Annotated in this window: 14 protein-coding genes; 5 read left to right on the top strand and 9 right to left on the bottom strand. The window is 56.4% G+C overall.

Features of this window, described 5'->3' with window-relative positions; genetic code table 11:
* Window positions 1-6: 6 nt before the first annotated feature.
* Entirely contained in the window at window positions 7-1,095 is a 1,089-nt protein-coding gene (locus ACLD4F_RS12480; protein ID WP_076726231.1) for an oxidoreductase, read from the top strand.
* Between the two features lie 35 nt (window positions 1,096-1,130).
* Here the strand turns inward: ACLD4F_RS12480 and ACLD4F_RS12475 are convergent, their stop codons facing one another.
* From ACLD4F_RS12475 to entC, 7 genes are all read right to left on the bottom strand, one after another.
* A complete protein-coding gene (locus ACLD4F_RS12475) occupies window positions 1,131-1,328 on the bottom strand; it encodes a YbdD/YjiX family protein (RefSeq protein WP_000460619.1) in 198 nt (65 codons plus the stop codon).
* A gap of 63 nt (window positions 1,329-1,391) precedes the next feature.
* Window positions 1,392-3,497: a pyruvate/proton symporter CstA gene (gene cstA / locus ACLD4F_RS12470; RefSeq protein WP_001043110.1), complete on the bottom strand. Its 2,106-nt coding sequence runs from the start codon at window positions 3,495-3,497 to the stop codon at window positions 1,392-1,394.
* 181 nt (window positions 3,498-3,678) lie between these two features.
* Entirely contained in the window at window positions 3,679-4,092 is a 414-nt protein-coding gene (gene entH, locus ACLD4F_RS12465; RefSeq protein ID WP_000637969.1) for a proofreading thioesterase EntH, read from the bottom strand.
* A gap of 2 nt (window positions 4,093-4,094) precedes the next feature.
* Window positions 4,095-4,850, bottom strand: coding sequence for a 2,3-dihydro-2,3-dihydroxybenzoate dehydrogenase EntA (gene entA, locus ACLD4F_RS12460; RefSeq protein ID WP_020839499.1), 756 nt, complete (start codon window positions 4,848-4,850; stop codon window positions 4,095-4,097).
* Complete coding sequence (locus tag ACLD4F_RS12455) at window positions 4,850-5,707, bottom strand: isochorismatase (RefSeq protein ID WP_001007166.1); 858 nt, start codon at window positions 5,705-5,707, stop codon at window positions 4,850-4,852. Before ACLD4F_RS12455 ends, entA begins: the two co-directional genes overlap by 1 nt.
* 13 nt (window positions 5,708-5,720) lie before the next feature.
* A complete protein-coding gene (gene entE / locus ACLD4F_RS12450; protein WP_078057651.1) occupies window positions 5,721-7,331 on the bottom strand; it encodes a (2,3-dihydroxybenzoyl)adenylate synthase EntE in 1,611 nt (536 codons plus the stop codon).
* Between the two features lie 9 nt (window positions 7,332-7,340).
* Window positions 7,341-8,516 carry an isochorismate synthase EntC gene (entC, locus tag ACLD4F_RS12445; protein WP_000367596.1) on the bottom strand — a complete coding sequence of 392 codons (1,176 nt, stop codon included), beginning with the start codon at window positions 8,514-8,516 and terminating at the stop codon, window positions 7,341-7,343.
* Window positions 8,517-8,823: 307 nt separating this feature from the next.
* Between entC and fepB the strand changes: the two genes are divergently transcribed.
* Window positions 8,824-9,780 (top strand): Fe2+-enterobactin ABC transporter substrate-binding protein, encoded by a 957-nt coding sequence (gene fepB / locus ACLD4F_RS12440; RefSeq protein ID WP_001238992.1) that lies wholly within the window; start codon window positions 8,824-8,826, stop codon window positions 9,778-9,780.
* A gap of 62 nt (window positions 9,781-9,842) precedes the next feature.
* Here fepB and entS read toward each other — a convergent pair whose 3' ends face one another.
* The gene (gene entS, locus ACLD4F_RS12435) at window positions 9,843-11,087 is read right to left on the bottom strand and encodes an enterobactin transporter EntS (protein WP_079842590.1); all 1,245 of its coding nucleotides are present in this window, start codon (window positions 11,085-11,087) and stop codon (window positions 9,843-9,845) included.
* Between the two features lie 110 nt (window positions 11,088-11,197).
* Here entS and fepD point away from each other — a divergent pair, with 110 nt between their 5' ends.
* The 3 genes from fepD to fepC are packed head-to-tail and all read left to right on the top strand — an operon-like array spanning window position 11,198 to window position 13,985.
* On the top strand, window positions 11,198-12,205 hold the full coding sequence (fepD, locus tag ACLD4F_RS12430; protein ID WP_079944460.1) for a Fe(3+)-siderophore ABC transporter permease: 1,008 nt from the start codon (window positions 11,198-11,200) through the stop codon (window positions 12,203-12,205).
* Complete coding sequence (fepG, locus tag ACLD4F_RS12425) at window positions 12,205-13,194, top strand: iron-enterobactin ABC transporter permease (RefSeq protein ID WP_000480053.1); 990 nt, start codon at window positions 12,205-12,207, stop codon at window positions 13,192-13,194. The genes fepD and fepG overlap by 1 nt, the downstream gene beginning before the upstream one ends.
* On the top strand, window positions 13,191-13,985 hold the full coding sequence (gene fepC / locus ACLD4F_RS12420) for an iron-enterobactin ABC transporter ATP-binding protein (RefSeq protein WP_076935488.1): 795 nt from the start codon (window positions 13,191-13,193) through the stop codon (window positions 13,983-13,985). The genes fepG and fepC overlap by 4 nt, the downstream gene beginning before the upstream one ends.
* Window positions 13,986-14,038: 53 nt before the next feature.
* Here the strand turns inward: fepC and wzz(fepE) are convergent, their stop codons facing one another.
* The gene (gene wzz(fepE) / locus ACLD4F_RS12415) at window positions 14,039-15,175 is read right to left on the bottom strand and encodes an LPS O-antigen length regulator Wzz(fepE) (RefSeq protein WP_042948062.1); all 1,137 of its coding nucleotides are present in this window, start codon (window positions 15,173-15,175) and stop codon (window positions 14,039-14,041) included.
* Between the last annotated feature and the right edge of the window lie 128 nt (window positions 15,176-15,303).

Genomic DNA, 15,303 nt, shown 5'->3' with positions numbered 1-15,303 from the left:
CACAACATGAACCACACTGAAATCCGCGTCGTTACCGGCCCGGCGAATTATTTTTCCCATGCCGGAAGCCTCGGAAGACTGACAGACTTTTTCACGCCGGAACAGCTTTCCCACGCCGTTTGGGTGTACGGCGAACGCGCGATTGCCGCCGCCCGTCCTTACCTGCCGGAAGCGTTTGAACGTGCTGGCGCAAAACATCTGCAGTTTACCGGCCATTGTAGCGAACGCCATGTTGCCCAACTGGCGCACGCCTGCAACAACGATCGTCAGGTGGTGATAGGCGTCGGCGGCGGCGCGCTGCTCGATACCGCCAAAGCGCTCGCCCGCCGTCTGGCGCTGCCGTTTGTCGCTATCCCGACCATCGCGGCAACCTGCGCCGCCTGGACACCGCTTTCCGTCTGGTATAACGACGCGGGACAGGCGTTACAGTTCGAAATTTTTGATGATGCCAATTTTCTGGTGCTGGTCGAACCGCGCATTATTCTGCAGGCGCCCGATGACTATCTGTTAGCTGGCATTGGCGATACGCTGGCGAAATGGTATGAAGCCGTTGTGCTTGCGCCGCAGCCTGAAACGTTACCTTTGACCGTAAGACTGGGCATTAACAGCGCGTGCGCTATTCGCGATCTCCTGCTGACCAGCAGCGAACAAGCATTAGCGGATAAACAGCAGCGTCGGCTGACCCAGGCATTTTGCGACGTGGTGGATGCGATTATCGCTGGCGGCGGTATGGTCGGCGGCCTCGGGGAACGCTATACCCGTGTCGCCGCCGCCCACGCGGTACACAACGGTCTGACCGTCCTGCCGCAAACGGAAAAATTCCTGCACGGAACGAAAGTGGCTTATGGCATTCTGGTGCAAAGCGCGCTACTGGGACAAGATGACGTGCTGGCGCAATTGATTGCAGCGTACCGGCGATTTCATCTGCCGGCCCGACTTAGCGAACTGGACGTGGATATTCATAACACCGCCGAGATCGATAGGGTAATCGCGCATACCCTGCGCCCGGTCGAATCCATCCACTATTTACCGGTGACGTTAACGCCAGACACCCTGCGTGCGGCGTTTGAAAAAGTTGAATTTTTCAGAATATAGCCTGGTGACGTTGCGTTTATCAGGCCTGGCAACCATCAGCAGCAACGCGCGCCGCCTTTTCCACCATAGCGCGCATCTTGCCGCTCGCGGAAAAATTCTTCATAGGTCATCGGCGTCTGATCCGGATGCGTTATGCGCATATGTTCCACATAGTTGTCGTAGTCTGGCACGCCAATCATCATTTTTGCGGCCTGTCCCAGATATTTTCCGGCTTTTGAAAGCGTATCGAACATCGTTGTCACCTGTCATTCAAATGCCCTCTCCTTATTCTGGAGAGGGCTATTGATGTAAAAAGATTAGTGCGCGCCTTTCGCCTGCGTCACGATCTCATCCACATTTTCCGGCATCGGCTCATACGGCGTTTCATTCGCCGTCGGTTTATCAATCTTCAGAGCGGCCAGCGCCGTCTTAATAGAGAAGACCGCCAGCACCACGACCACCACCATAAAGAAGATGGTTAGCCCGGCATCCAGACGGTTATTGAATACCAACTGCGCGAGCTGCGATTCGGTGTACTGCGGCGGAATATTGCCGCTGTCGATCATCGCCTGGAACTTATTGGCAATGGCCAGGAAGCCGATTTTCGCATCCGGACTAAACGCTTTCTGCCAGCCCGCCGTCAGCGTACAAATCAGCAGCCAGGCCGTCGGCACCAGCGCGACCCACGCATAACGCTGACGCTTCATTTTGAACAGTACCACGGCGCAAAGCATCAGCGCCATCCCCGCCAGCATCTGGTTAGCGATGCCAAACAGCGGCCACAAGGTGTTAATACCGCCCAACGGATCGACCACGCCCTGATGGAGGAAATACCCCCACGCCAGCACGCACAATGCCGTAGCAAGCAGGTTCGCTGGCAGCGAATCGGTACGTTTCAGCCCTGGCGACACTACGCCCAACAGATCCTGCAACATAAAACGCGCCGCACGGGTACCCGCATCCACCGCCGTCAGAATAAACAGCGCTTCAAACAGAATGGCAAAGTGATACCAGAACGCCACATCCATCATGCCGCCCAACGCGCCATGTAAAATATAGGCCATCCCTACCGCCAGCGTTGGCGCACCGCCTGCGCGGGAGATAATAGATTGTTCGCCGACTTCATTGGCAATCTGGTGTAACGTATCCGGCGTGATAGCGAAACCCCAACTGCTGACCACCTGCGCAGCAGAAGCAACGACATCCGCTGTCCCCGCTGGCGCCAGTACCGCCATCGGGCTATTCATCGCAAAGTAAACGCCCGGATCGATAATACAGGCGGAGACCAGCGCCATAATGGCGACGAAAGATTCCATTAACATCCCGCCGTAGCCGATAAAGCAGGCCTGGCCTTCGTTGGCCAACATCTTCGGCGTCGTGCCGGAGGAGATGAGCGCATGGAAACCGGAGACCGCGCCGCAGGCGATGGTAATAAACAGGAACGGGAACAGGTTGCCCGTCCAGACCGGTCCGGTACCATCAACAAATTTGGTCAGCGCCGGCATAGTCAGCGTCGGACGCATGATCAGAATCCCAACCGCCAGACCGACAATCGTACCAATTTTCAGGAAGGTAGAGAGGTAATCACGCGGCGCGAGCAGCAGCCAGACCGGCAGTACCGCCGCGACAAAACCATAACCCACCAGCATCCAGGTAAGCTGCACGCCAGTAAAATCAAAGTACGGCGCCCAGGTTGGGCTTGCCGCCACCCATCCGCCGGAAATAATAGCGAAAATAAGAAATACCAGCCCAATGACCGACACCTCGCCGATGCGCCCCGGACGCAGATAACGCAGGTAGATGCCCATAAAAATCGCCAGTGGAATGGTGAACGCAACAGTGTACGTTCCCCACGGGCTATGGGTCAGCGCTTTCACCACGATCATCGCCAGGACGGCCAGAATGATCACCATGATCATAAAGCAGGCCACCAGCGCGATCACCCCTGCCGTCGCGCCCATCTCCTCTTTAACCAGCTCGCCAAGCGAACGCCCATCGCGCCGGGTCGAGACGAACAGCACCATAAAGTCCTGCACCGCTCCCGCCAGCACGACGCCCGCCAGCAGCCAGATCATCCCCGGCAGATAGCCCATCTGCGCCGCCAGTACCGGCCCGACCAGCGGACCTGCGCCAGCAATGGCCGCAAAATGGTGACCGAACAGCACTTTTTTATCGGTCGGGACATAATCCAGACCATCATTATGACGTACCGCGGGCGTCATACGCGTTGGGTCAACCGCCAGCACTTTTTTGGCGATATAGAGCCCATAAAAACGATACGCAATAAGATAGACACAGACCGACGCCACCACGATCCATAGCGCGTTGATCTGTTCCCCACGATTTAACGCAATATAGCCCAGGGCAAACGCACCCAATACTGAGAGCGCTGTCCAGACGAGGTATTTCCCTGATTTATTCATAGTTGTTGTCCGTTTGGGTGTTCCAGAGAGATGTTACATTTTGTTTCTATAACACCTTTACCGTAATTAACAACACAACAACATGATAAAACCGGATCGTTACCCATTTTTTACATTACAGTGTTAACCAGATCACTTCCTTTCTTCATTAACGCTGCAATTGCATTTTACTTTGCCAGAACTATCCCATTACCGCCGTTCCCAGGCGACAGGTACAGCAGCGCCTCCCCTGCTCGTCAAAGAGCGTAATTTCCCAGCTTTGATTCTGCCGCCCCAGATGCAGCGGCAGGCAAACGCCGCGTACTTTCCCCTGCGAGACGGCGCGGTGGTGAGTGGCGTTTAACTCGGTCCCGACCACGCACTGCCCGTCGCGGGTCATCAGATAACCCGCCATTGATCCTAACGTCTCCGCCAGCGCTGCCGATGCGCCGCCGTGTAGCAGACCAAACGGTTGATGAGTGCGGGCATCGACGGGCATTTCCGCCTCCAGCACTTCATCGCCCAGACGGGTGTAAACAATGCCCAGATGCGCCACCAGCGTGTTCTGACTGGTAGCGTTCAATTCATCCAGCGTTAAATGCCGTTTCCAGATCATCGTCAGGCTCCCAATGTTGAACCACCGTCCACCACGATATCCTGCAAGGTAATGTGGCTGGCCAGATCGGAGGCAAGAAACAAAATGGTATTGGCTATCTCCTGCGGACGGGCGATTTTACCGAGCGGTATGCCGAGCTTAAACTGTTCGCCAAAACCGCGAATGCGCTGCTGTTCGGCATCTTCACTCACCCATAAAGTGCGCTGCATATCGGTGTCAGTCGAACCAGGCGACACCACATTACAGCGCACCCCACAGCCCGCCAGCTCCAGCCCTACGGTTAGCGCCAGGCTTTTCAGCGCCGCTTTAGAAGCGCCGTAGGCGCTCATACCAATGCGCGGCGTATGCGCCGCATCTGAGGCTACGGTGACAATCGCCCCTCCCTGCTGACGGCGAAACTGCGCCATCGTCTGCGAAAACAGGTTAAATGCCCCGCCCACATTGACCGCAAACGTCTGCTGCCAGTCATCGACGCTAAGCGCATCGGTCGCTCCCATACGCAAAATACCGGCGGCGTTGACCAGCACATCCAGCCGCGGCGTTTTTTGCAACACACGCTGGCACACCTGAGCAACCTGTGCGGCATCCGCCACATCCATGACTTCGGTAGCAAAGGGATAATTCTCTTGCGTAAATTCGCGATCGAAGCCGATTACCCGCGCCCCGGCGTCAACAAACGCCAGCGCCGTCGCGTAACCGATCCCTTTCCCCGCCCCGGTCACCCATACCGTTTTGTCTGAAAAATCAATACAGGGCATTACTCTACCCCGCGAGAAAGCAACGCCCACCAGGCGTCAATGGTCGGATTTTTCGCCAACATCACGAAGTCGATATCGCCGTGTACTTTACGCCAGCGCGCCGCCAGCCCCATCATGCGTACTGAATCCAGGCCATAGTCAATCAGGTTTTCATCATCCAGCGGCTCGTCGGTCTCATCCAGCAACGGCAGAATCAACGCCCGCAGCGCCGCTTTACTGGCAGGAACCGGCGTCGGCAGCAGCGATTCAGTCATGACGACGCGACCTGAACGCCCCGCCACATAGTTCAGCGCCATCAGATGCTCTTCCCGGCTGAAATCCGCCAGCGCATCCGCCACCATAAACGGCTTAATGTCGCGCATAAACGCATCGGTAGCGGTGGTCATACAGCCAATATGCGCATACACGCCGGTAATGATGAGCTGATTGCGTCCGGTATCTTTTAACATCTGTTCCAGCGGCGAGCGGTGAAACGCGCTATAACGCCACTTCACCAGCACCGTATCCGCCTCATCCGGCGTTAAGGCTTCTACCACCTTCTGCTGTTCCGGAGAGCGCGTCAGTCCCGGTCCCCACATATCATTGAGTAACGCGCGATCTTCATCGCTTTGCTCTTTCGGCTGAGCGGTGTAATAAACCGGGATATGATGTTCCTTACAGTACTGGCGCAGAGCGGCGATATTGGCAATTACCTGGTCCATCATTGGGCAGTTGCGGCCCCAAAAGCTGACAAAGTAATCCTGCATATCGTGGATGAGCAGAGCCGCGCGCTCCGGCTCAAATGCCCAGTTCACTTTGTTGGTCGGGATATCCAGTGCGGTGGGCAGCGCGTAAGACTGTAGTTTTGGAATGGCCATCTCTCTTTCTCCTTCAGAGCGGTGAACGTGACGCCAACCGCTGGCGTAATTGTTTTTTATCGACTTTACCAACCGGCGTCAGCGGCAGTGACGCAACGCACTCCACGCGATCCGGTAATTTAAATTCCGCCACGCCCTGCTCTCGCAGGAAACGGCGTACCTGTACCGCTCGCAGCGGCTCTTTTACCACCAGATATGCGCAACTTTTTTCCCCCAGCAGTTCATCTTCCATGCTGACCAGCGCCGCATGGATCACCGCCGGGTGGCGCAGTAACAGATTTTCTATCTCTTCGGCGGCTATCTTCTCGCCGCCCCGATTGATCTGATCTTTTTCACGCCCGTGAACGGTGATGTAGCCGTCTTGATCAATAGAGATCAGATCGCCGGAGCAGTAAAAACCGTTGGCGTCAAAGGCGCTGGCATTGTGTTGCGGACTGTTGAAATAGCCGCGAAAAGTATAGGGGCCGCGCGTCATCAGACGACCAATCTCGCCCGGCGGCAGTGGATTCCCGCCAGCATCCGCCACCCACACTTCGTCGTCCGGACACATGGGTCTTCCCTGGGTATTGATAATCCGTTCCGGACTATCGTCCAGCCGGGTATAGTTCACTAACCCTTCCGCCATGCCGAAGACCTGCTGCAACTGACAGCCAATTTCAGCCGGAATACGGGCGGCCAGCGTCGCAGAAAGCCGCGCGCCGCCGACCTGCAATAACCTTAATGACGCCAGCGGCGCATTGCCGCCCCACTCCTGGATAGCCTGTAGCCATAGACTGACCGCGGGCGGCACCAGCGCCGTGGCATTAATCTGGTGTTTTTCGATCAGCGGGAAACAGAGCGTGGCGCTGGGATCGGTCGCCAGCACTACCGTTCCTTTGGCGAGAAAAACGCCCAGCGCGCCCGGCGAACTCATGGCGTAGTTATGCGCGGCGGGAATCGCGCACAGAAAACGCGTATCCTCGTTGAAACCGCAAATCTCATTGCTGCGGCGCACGCTGTAGTAATAGTCGTTATGGGTACGGGGAATAAGCTTTGGCGTGCCGGTAGTACCGCCGGAAAGCTGAAAGTAGGCCACTTCGTCAGCAGGTGATGGCGTGGCGGTGAAATCTTCCGCCGCCTGCCGCATCGCCGCGTCCAGGCTGTGATCGCCGTCGTCGTTGCGCAATAACACCACCCGCACAGAGCGGTGTTCAGCCACAAACGTGTTGAGAAAGTCCTCCCCGGCGAACAGCATATGTTGGCGATCGGCAATCACCAGCGTCGGCGCGATCTGCATCGCATAGGCGTTAAGTTCGGTACGTTGATGGCTAAACAGCGCCAGAACGGGCGCTACGCCAAGCTTCAACAGGGCGAAAAAGGTGATATACAGTTCCGGTACATTCCCCAGTTGCACCAGAGCGGTTTCGCCAGGTTTGATGCCCTGACGGCGTAAATAGCAGGCCAGATTATCCGCGGCCTGGTTGAGTTGGCGATAGCTGAATGCACGTTCGCCTTCAATGACCGCCGTCTTGTCGCTGCCAGCGTGGCGGGTCAGAATATCGGTCAACGGCACGTCTTGCCAGTAGCCTTTTTCACGATAACGGCGGGCAAATTCATCCGGCCAACGGGTGAAAGGTATACGCATCATCGTTCCTTAATGCAGTCCAAAAACGTTCAACATCGTAGAGAGCTTGACGCCGGTTTCCCGCCACTCGCCGACTGGCGAAGAGGCAGGGACAATCCCGGCGCCGGCGAACAGGCGCACCTGATTACCGTGCAATTTCGCGCAACGAATCGTTACTACCCACTCACCGTTTCCTTCGGCGTCGCACCAGCCGACAATGCCGCCAAACAGTTCACGATCGAACGGTTCCAGTTCAGCAATCAGCTTTTTCGCGACCTGATGGGGGAAACCGCTTAACGCAGGCGTTGGATGCAGCAGACAGGCCAGCGTCAGCGCGTTTTCTCCGGCGTTGGCCTTGCCCTCAAACGGCGTACCGAGATGCCATAGCGTCGGCGTGGTGATCAACTGCGGAGAGGAAGGTAATTGCAGTTCCGTGCTGCGATCGCGCAGGATCTGCTTCATCGCCTGCGTCACCAGCTCATGTTCATGGCGATCTTTTTGTGAAGCCAGCAGTCGGTTTCCCGCCTCGCGATCCAGAACGTCATCCGGCTGTCGGCGTGCCGAGCCTGCTAACGGCAGCGAACTAAACCGCTCGCCCTCCTTGCGTAGCAGCAATTCGGGGCTGGCGCCCAGCAGAACGCCGCCATCCGCCAGCGGCACATGGAAGTTGTAACTAACTGGATTCTGCGCAACCAGCCGCTCCAGCAATGCTCCGCTATCCACCGCCACATCAGTGGTGATATCTATTAACCGGGAAAGCACCACTTTATCGACGTCTGGCGTGGCGGTCAGCATAGCCGCGCGTGCGACCATCGCTTCAAAAGCATCCTGCTCCGGAATCGCCTTTCGCGCCGTCACCGTCAGCGGCTGATGGTCAGTAAAATAACGCGCCGTGCGCTGCTTTTGCTGGCGAGAAAAGGACTGCCACGCCATCGGGATAAATAGCGACGACGGCTGACGGGTATCAAAGGGGATCGCCCCCACCAGGATAGGGTTGGCGATGCCCTGCGATTTGGCCTCGGCAAACTGCTGGCGCAATTTCTGCTGGAAAGGGCTATCCGGCGAATCTCCGGCAACCGCAGGCTCGGTATAACGGGCGAAGCACCCGGAAGTGGTAAAACTGCGATACGGCGACATGAAGAAAAAGCGATCGGGAGCAAGCGTTGCCATTGTCTCCTGAGCGTCCTCGGCCAGTGACATATCCATATCATCCTCCAATGATAAAGGCTTATATACATTTCATCTTTCAAGCTGCCTCTTTGTTGGCTGCGCTCAGAAACCCCGGTCACACAGTTATCTATGCCCGCGGGGATTCTTCCCTTGCCGTCGCGATGCTTCTTGAATGATTTTGTGTATAATAATGATTATTATTTCTATTTTTAGTGCGCTAACCTAAGAGTAAAACGTCGCTCTGTCAACTCTGGTCATGACTTAAATGGCACTAAGGCTTGCATCTCGCTGCCGCTGAGATGAAAATGAGAAGCATTAACTTTATTAATAACAGGACGCTATTGTGAGACTCCCCGCCTTTTATCGTTGGCTGCTTTTAGTGGTTGGTTTATCAATTTCAGGAATATCCTTAGCCCAGGACGCCGGTTGGCCCCGGCAAATTCAGGACAGCCGCGGCGTTCATACTCTGGACCACAAACCCGCGCGTATCGTCTCTACCAGCGTGACGTTAACAGGCTCGCTGCTGGCGATTGATGCGCCCGTCGTCGCCAGCGGAGCCACTACGCCAAATAACCGCTTTGCTGACGATCAAGGGTTTATGCGCCAGTGGAGCGACGTAGCAAAGGCTCGCCATGTCGCCCGGCTGTACATCGGCGAACCGAATGCCGAAACGGTCGCCGCGCAAATGCCGGATCTCATTTTGATTAGCGCCACCGGCGGCGACTCCGCGCTGGCGCTTTACGATCAGCTCTCCGCTATCGCGCCGACGCTCGTCATCAATTATGACGATAAAAGCTGGCAGAGTTTGCTCACGCAGCTTGGCGAGATCACCGGCCAGGAGAAACAGGCCGCCGCGCGAATAGCGGAATTTGAGGCGCAACTGACGACGGTTAAACAGCGAATCGCCCTGCCGCCGCAGCCGGTTAGCGCGCTGGTGTATACCCCTGCCGCGCATAGCGCCAATCTGTGGACGCCAGAATCAGCACAAGGCAAGCTATTGACGCAGTTAGGCTTTACGCTGGCGACATTGCCCCGAGGGCTGCAAACCAGCAAAAGCCAGGGTAAGCGCCACGATATTATTCAGCTTGGCGGTGAAAATCTGGCCGCCGGGTTAAACGGCGAATCTCTTTTCCTGTTTGCCGGCGACAACAAAGATGTCGCGGCCCTTTACGCCAATCCGCTGCTGGCGCACCTGCCAGCGGTGCAAAATAAGCGCGTCTATGCCCTGGGTACGGAGACGTTCCGTCTGGATTATTACAGCGCAACATTGTTGCTTAACCGGCTGGCCGCCCTGTTTTAGCCTTATCGGAGTCTTATCCGACTGACCAGACCGATTTGGTCAGTCGGATAAACGCCTCTTCATCAGCCAGCATCGCTAACCGGCGGCGTCTGGCGAAAACGACGTAGCTCGCCCAGCACTAACAACAGCAGCAAACCGATAATCACCAGCCCGAATCCACTCACGCTCGCGGAAGCGACCGGCGTCATCATTGCGCCAAGACCGCCTAACAGCGCCGCGCCGATAGCGTCTCCCGTGACGTTTTGCGCGGTCCACAGGCCATTCATTCGCCCCAGCATATTTTCCGGCGTCTGGGTTTGTAGCAGGGTGTATTGTAATAACGAACTGATGGCGCTAAGCCAGCCAAACAGCGCCAGACAGATAACACCTGCGATCCAGACCGGCATGATGGCGAACAGCCCCACCGCCAGAAAAGAACCCACTGTCGAAACCAGCATAATGAGCCCCGGACGAACGCTATGCGCCAGTTGTCCGCTGGTCAGCGCGCCAATGGCCGCCCCCAGCGGAATTGCCGCATACAGCAAACCGATTTGCGCCGCCGACATCTGCCAGCTCATCGCCAGCGCCGGATAGAGGACGCGTACCGCGCTTGCCATCGTCACCAGACCGCCAAGCAGCGCAATACCGCCGATAAGCGGACTGGCGAGCAAAAAACGAAATGCCGCCAGTAACGCGATAAATGGGTTTTCCCGCGGCTGCGGAGGAACAGGCAGTCGCGGCAGCGTCAGTAGCGGCAATAGCGTAATAAACGTCCCGGCGGCCGCCAGCCCATAGTTCCAGGCTACACCGCCGCTGGCAAGCAATATGCCCCCCAACATCGGGGAAATAACCGATCCCAGACGTACCGTCAGCATGGTAATCGCGCCGGCCTGCATCAGATTTTCTCTTCCGACCAGCGCTGGCGTCGCCGCCAGTAACGCGGTCACGCCCAGAGACGCGAAAAAGCCGTCCCACAGGCCAAGGAGATATATCGCCAGCAATGATGGTTCCGGCAGCAGCGCGTTCACGCACAGGCCAATAAAGCCAATACCGCAAGTACCGCGCGCCAGCAGAATCACCTTTTTGCGTTCGTAGCGATCGGCCAGTACGCCGCCCACCATTAAGCCAATAAACATGGTGCCGCCGGTTAACGTTACCGACAGCCCTACCTGCCAGGTGGAGTGCGTCATCATTTGGATCTGTACCGGAACCGCCACGCCAAGCAGCCCCAGCGAGACAATAGAGATAAAACGGGCCAGAAATACTGCGCGAAATGCAGGGTGCGTCTTCAACAGGCTGAGATTGAGCAGCCAGGATTGTCGATTCATTACAACGCCTTAATGCGAGTTTTTTTAAATATCCATTCAATGGCTGCACATGCTAACATAACCAAATAAGATAGATAACGATAATTACTATCATTATCAGGGAAGTTACTATGTCATGCTCGTTTTCCGTGACGCGCGCGTTTGCCGTGCCCGGATTGTTGTTATTACTGAGTCTCGCCGCGGTTTTAAGCCTGGTCATTGGCGCGAAACCGCTGCCCGCCGCCGCCGTGCTGGAGGCGTTCACCGGCGTATGCCAAAGCGCCGATTGCACCATCGTCCTGGATGCGCGTTTGCCGCGTACGCTGGCCGGATTACTGGCAGGCGGCGCGTTGGGTCTCGCCGGGGCGCTCATGCAAACACTCACTCGCAACCCGCTCGCCGACCCGGGGATTCTGGGCGTTAACAACGGCGCCAGCTTCGCCATCGTACTGGGCGCGGCGCTGTTTGGTTTCTCCACGCCGCTGGAACAGCTTTTCATGGCATTTAGCGGCGCGCTTATCGCATCGCTGATTGTCGCCTTCACCGGTAGTCAGGGCGGCGGCCAGTTAAGCCCGGTCCGCCTGACACTGGCGGGCGTGGCGCTTGGCGCGGTACTGGAAGGACTGACCAGCGGCATCGCGCTGTTAAATCCAGAGGTCTATGACCAGCTTCGCTTCTGGCAGGCGGGATCGCTGGACATTCGCAGCCTGCAAACGTTGAAAGTCGCGCTCACGCCCGTGGTTATCGCTGGGATCGTGGCGCTATTTCTGAGCCGTGCGCTGAACAGCCTGAGCCTCGGCAGCGATACCGCGACGGCGCTGGGGAGTAAAGTGGCGCGCACCCAACTTATCGGTTTACTGGCGATTACCGTCTTGTGCGGCAGCGCAACGGCGCTGGTCGGCCCTATCGCCTTTATTGGTCTGATGATGCCGCATATGGCGCGTTGGCTGGTGGGCGCAGACCACCGCTGGTCGCTGCCAGTGACGCTACTGGCAACCCCTGCTCTGCTGCTTTTTGCCGATATTATTGGTCGTCTGTTGGTGCCGGGCGAACTTCGCGTATCGGTCGTCAGTGCGTTTATCGGCGCGCCGGTACTTATCTTTCTGGTACGCCGTAAATCGAGCGGAGGCGGCCTGTGATGTTTCTTTCTCGTCGGCTTATCGTAAGCTGCCTGATTCTGGCGGCTGGCTGCTTCGCCATTGGCTTATGGAGCCTGCAAAGCGGCGCCGTGCCTCTTGAGACCGGGCAGATTATTGCCGCGCTGCTGGGCGACGCGCCGCGTAACATCACCCTTGTCGTAACCGAATGGCGACTACCGCGCGTATTAATGGCGCTGCTGATTGGCGCTGCGCTTGGCGTCAGTGGCGCGATTTTTCAGTCGTTGATGCGTAACCCCCTAGGCAGCCCTGATGTGATGGGCTTTAATACCGGCGCCTGGAGCGGCGTACTGGTCGCAATGGTCCTGTTTGGCCAGCATCTTACCGCGATCGCGCTGGCGGCAATGGCGGGCGGTATCGTCACGTCATTGATTGTCTGGCTGCTCGCCTGGCGTAACGGGATTGAAACTTTCCGGCTGATTATCATCGGTATCGGCATCCGCGCGATGTTAGTCGCCTTTAATACCTGGCTTCTGTTGCAGGCGTCGCTGGAAACGGCGCTCACCGCCGGCTTATGGAACGCCGGGTCGCTCAACGGTCTGACATGGGCAAAAACCTGGCCTTCGGCGCCGCTGATTATTGTGATGCTGACAGGCGCCGCGCTACTGGTGCGTCGTATGCGGCTGCTGGAGATGGGCGATGACAGCGCCTGCGCGCTGGGTGTTAGCGTGGAGCGGTCACGCCTGATGCTGATGCTGGTGGCGGTGTCGCTCACCGCTGCGGCAACGGCACTGGCTGGCCCCATCTCGTTTATTGCCCTTGTCGCGCCGCACATCGCCCGCCGTCTTAGCGGCACAGCGCGCTGGGGATTAACTCAGTCGGCGCTGTGCGGCGCGTTGTTACTACTGGCCGCCGATGCGTGCGCGCAGCAACTGTTTATGCCTTATCAGCTTCCAGTGGGCGTGGTCACCGTCAGCCTCGGCGGTATTTACCTTATCGTCTTGTTAATTCAGGAGTCCCGCAAAAAATGACCGAATCCGTAGCCCGTTTGCGCGGCGACCAGTTAACGCTGGGTTATGGCAGCTATACCGTCGCAAAAAACCTTAATGTTTCGATTCCGGACGGCCATTTTACCGCCATCATCGGCCCTAACGGCTGCGGCAAGTCAACGTTGCTACGCACGCTAAGCCGTCTGATGACGCCTGTTGACGGCCATGTCTGGCTGGATGGCGAACAGATACAGCGTTACGCCAGTAAAGAGGTGGCGCGGCGCATCGGATTGCTGGCGCAAAACGCCACTACGCCGGGCGATATCACCGTACAAGAGCTGGTCGCCAGAGGGCGTTATCCGCATCAGCCGTTATTTACCCGCTGGCGCAAGGAAGATGCCGACGCCGTCGCCAGTGCCATGCGTGCAACAGGTATCACCTCACTGGCGACGCAAAGCGTAGATACTCTGTCCGGCGGCCAACGCCAGCGGGCGTGGATAGCCATGGTGCTGGCGCAGGAAACGTCCATCATGCTGCTGGATGAGCCGACAACGTGGCTGGATATTAGCCATCAAATTGATTTGCTGGAGTTGTTAAGCGATCTCAACCGCGAAAAAGGTTATACGCTCGCCGCCGTCCTGCACGACCTGAATCAGGCCTGCCGATACGCCACGCATTTGATTGCATTACGCGAAGGTAACATTGTCGCGCAGGGCGCGCCGAAAGAGATTGTTACCGCAGATCTTATCGAAAAAATCTATGGGCTGCGCTGTATGATTATCGACGATCCGGTTGCCGGTACGCCGCTGGTGGTACCGCTGGGGCGGCGATAGTCGCCCACACAGATGACAAAGCCGGATAATCGCTATCCGGCTTTTCGTTTAAATCAGACTAACCGTTCATCTATCGCCAGCGCGTTTTCCATTTTACGCGAGACCATCGCGTGACGCAGTAATACGCCGCCGCAGGCCATCATACCGCCAATCAACGCCGCCAGAATAATAATGATCGCTTTACCCGGGCCATCTTTTTTCACTGGCAGAGACGGCGACAGTTGATATTTAAACGGGGTAAACTTCACGTCGCTCACATTCATTGCCGCCAGTTGTTCAACATGGTATTGACGGTTACGCAAATCACCGTCGATCTCGGCCACGTCCGTTACCCCTTTTTCAATTTCCAGTTTGCGGGAAATACCATCCGCGCCGAGAGAAATAGAAAAATCCGGATCATCTTTTACCGCCTGACCATTACTGTAAACCGGTCTCTTAATGCCGGCGGCGTTGGCGATTTCCAGCGAATAATGGAGACGTTGAATATTGGCATCAAGCTGGTTTTTGAGACGCACCCGATCCATCGCCAGCTTTTCCTGCTCATAGCGGGTTTTGATTTCCAGCTGGTTACGAATATTTTCCAGCGTCTCTTTCACGACGATATCGGAGATGTACTGAATATAGCCAGCCAACACTTTTTGCGCTTCTTCCCGCGTCGGCGCGGTAAAACTCAATGTCCACGACGTGAATAACGACGTTTCATTTTTCTTGCCGGCATTGCTGTCCACCGCTTTCATTTTTTCGCTCAGCAGGACAATCGCCCGGTGAAGATCCTGCTCGTCTATTTGCGCGCCTTTTAATTGATCCATGACATACGGAGAAGAACGAAGATATTCTTCCAGCAGCGAGGGCGAGCTAAACTTTTTAATAAACAGATTAAATACGCTGGCCCGATCAACGCTTACCTCCATATCCAACACGCGCAGCGCGGTCAACGTTCTCTCCAGCCCCTGCCACTGTACCGACTCCGCCGGTGTGACAATCGCCTGGCTGGTCCATTTTTGCGGCAGCAGAAAGGACAGAAGCAACCCCACGCACGCAAAGGCGAAAACGGTAGCAAGAATACGACGTTTCGCCTGCCATAACACCTCTATAAGGCTAAACAAATCGATTTCATGACTGTTGGCGGGCGGCAGTGAATAACCTGCAAATGACTGATTTTTTTCTTGTTTTACATTAAGAGATGGCATGCCGTATGACCTGAAAACTTTATCCAATGAAAGAACACATTCCTGTCAGAGATTCTAACAGCAAGTCAGAATTATCCGAAACAATCTTTACGCGCCAGTGCCCAAAAAGCTAAATATTCGGAATTAAA

Source organism: Salmonella sp. 741265050_HSA (assembly GCF_046569445.1).
Lineage (GTDB): Bacteria > Pseudomonadota > Gammaproteobacteria > Enterobacterales > Enterobacteriaceae > Salmonella > Salmonella enterica.
The sequence above is the reverse complement of the archived record's forward strand: the minus strand, read 5'-3'. Positions and strand labels throughout refer to the sequence as shown.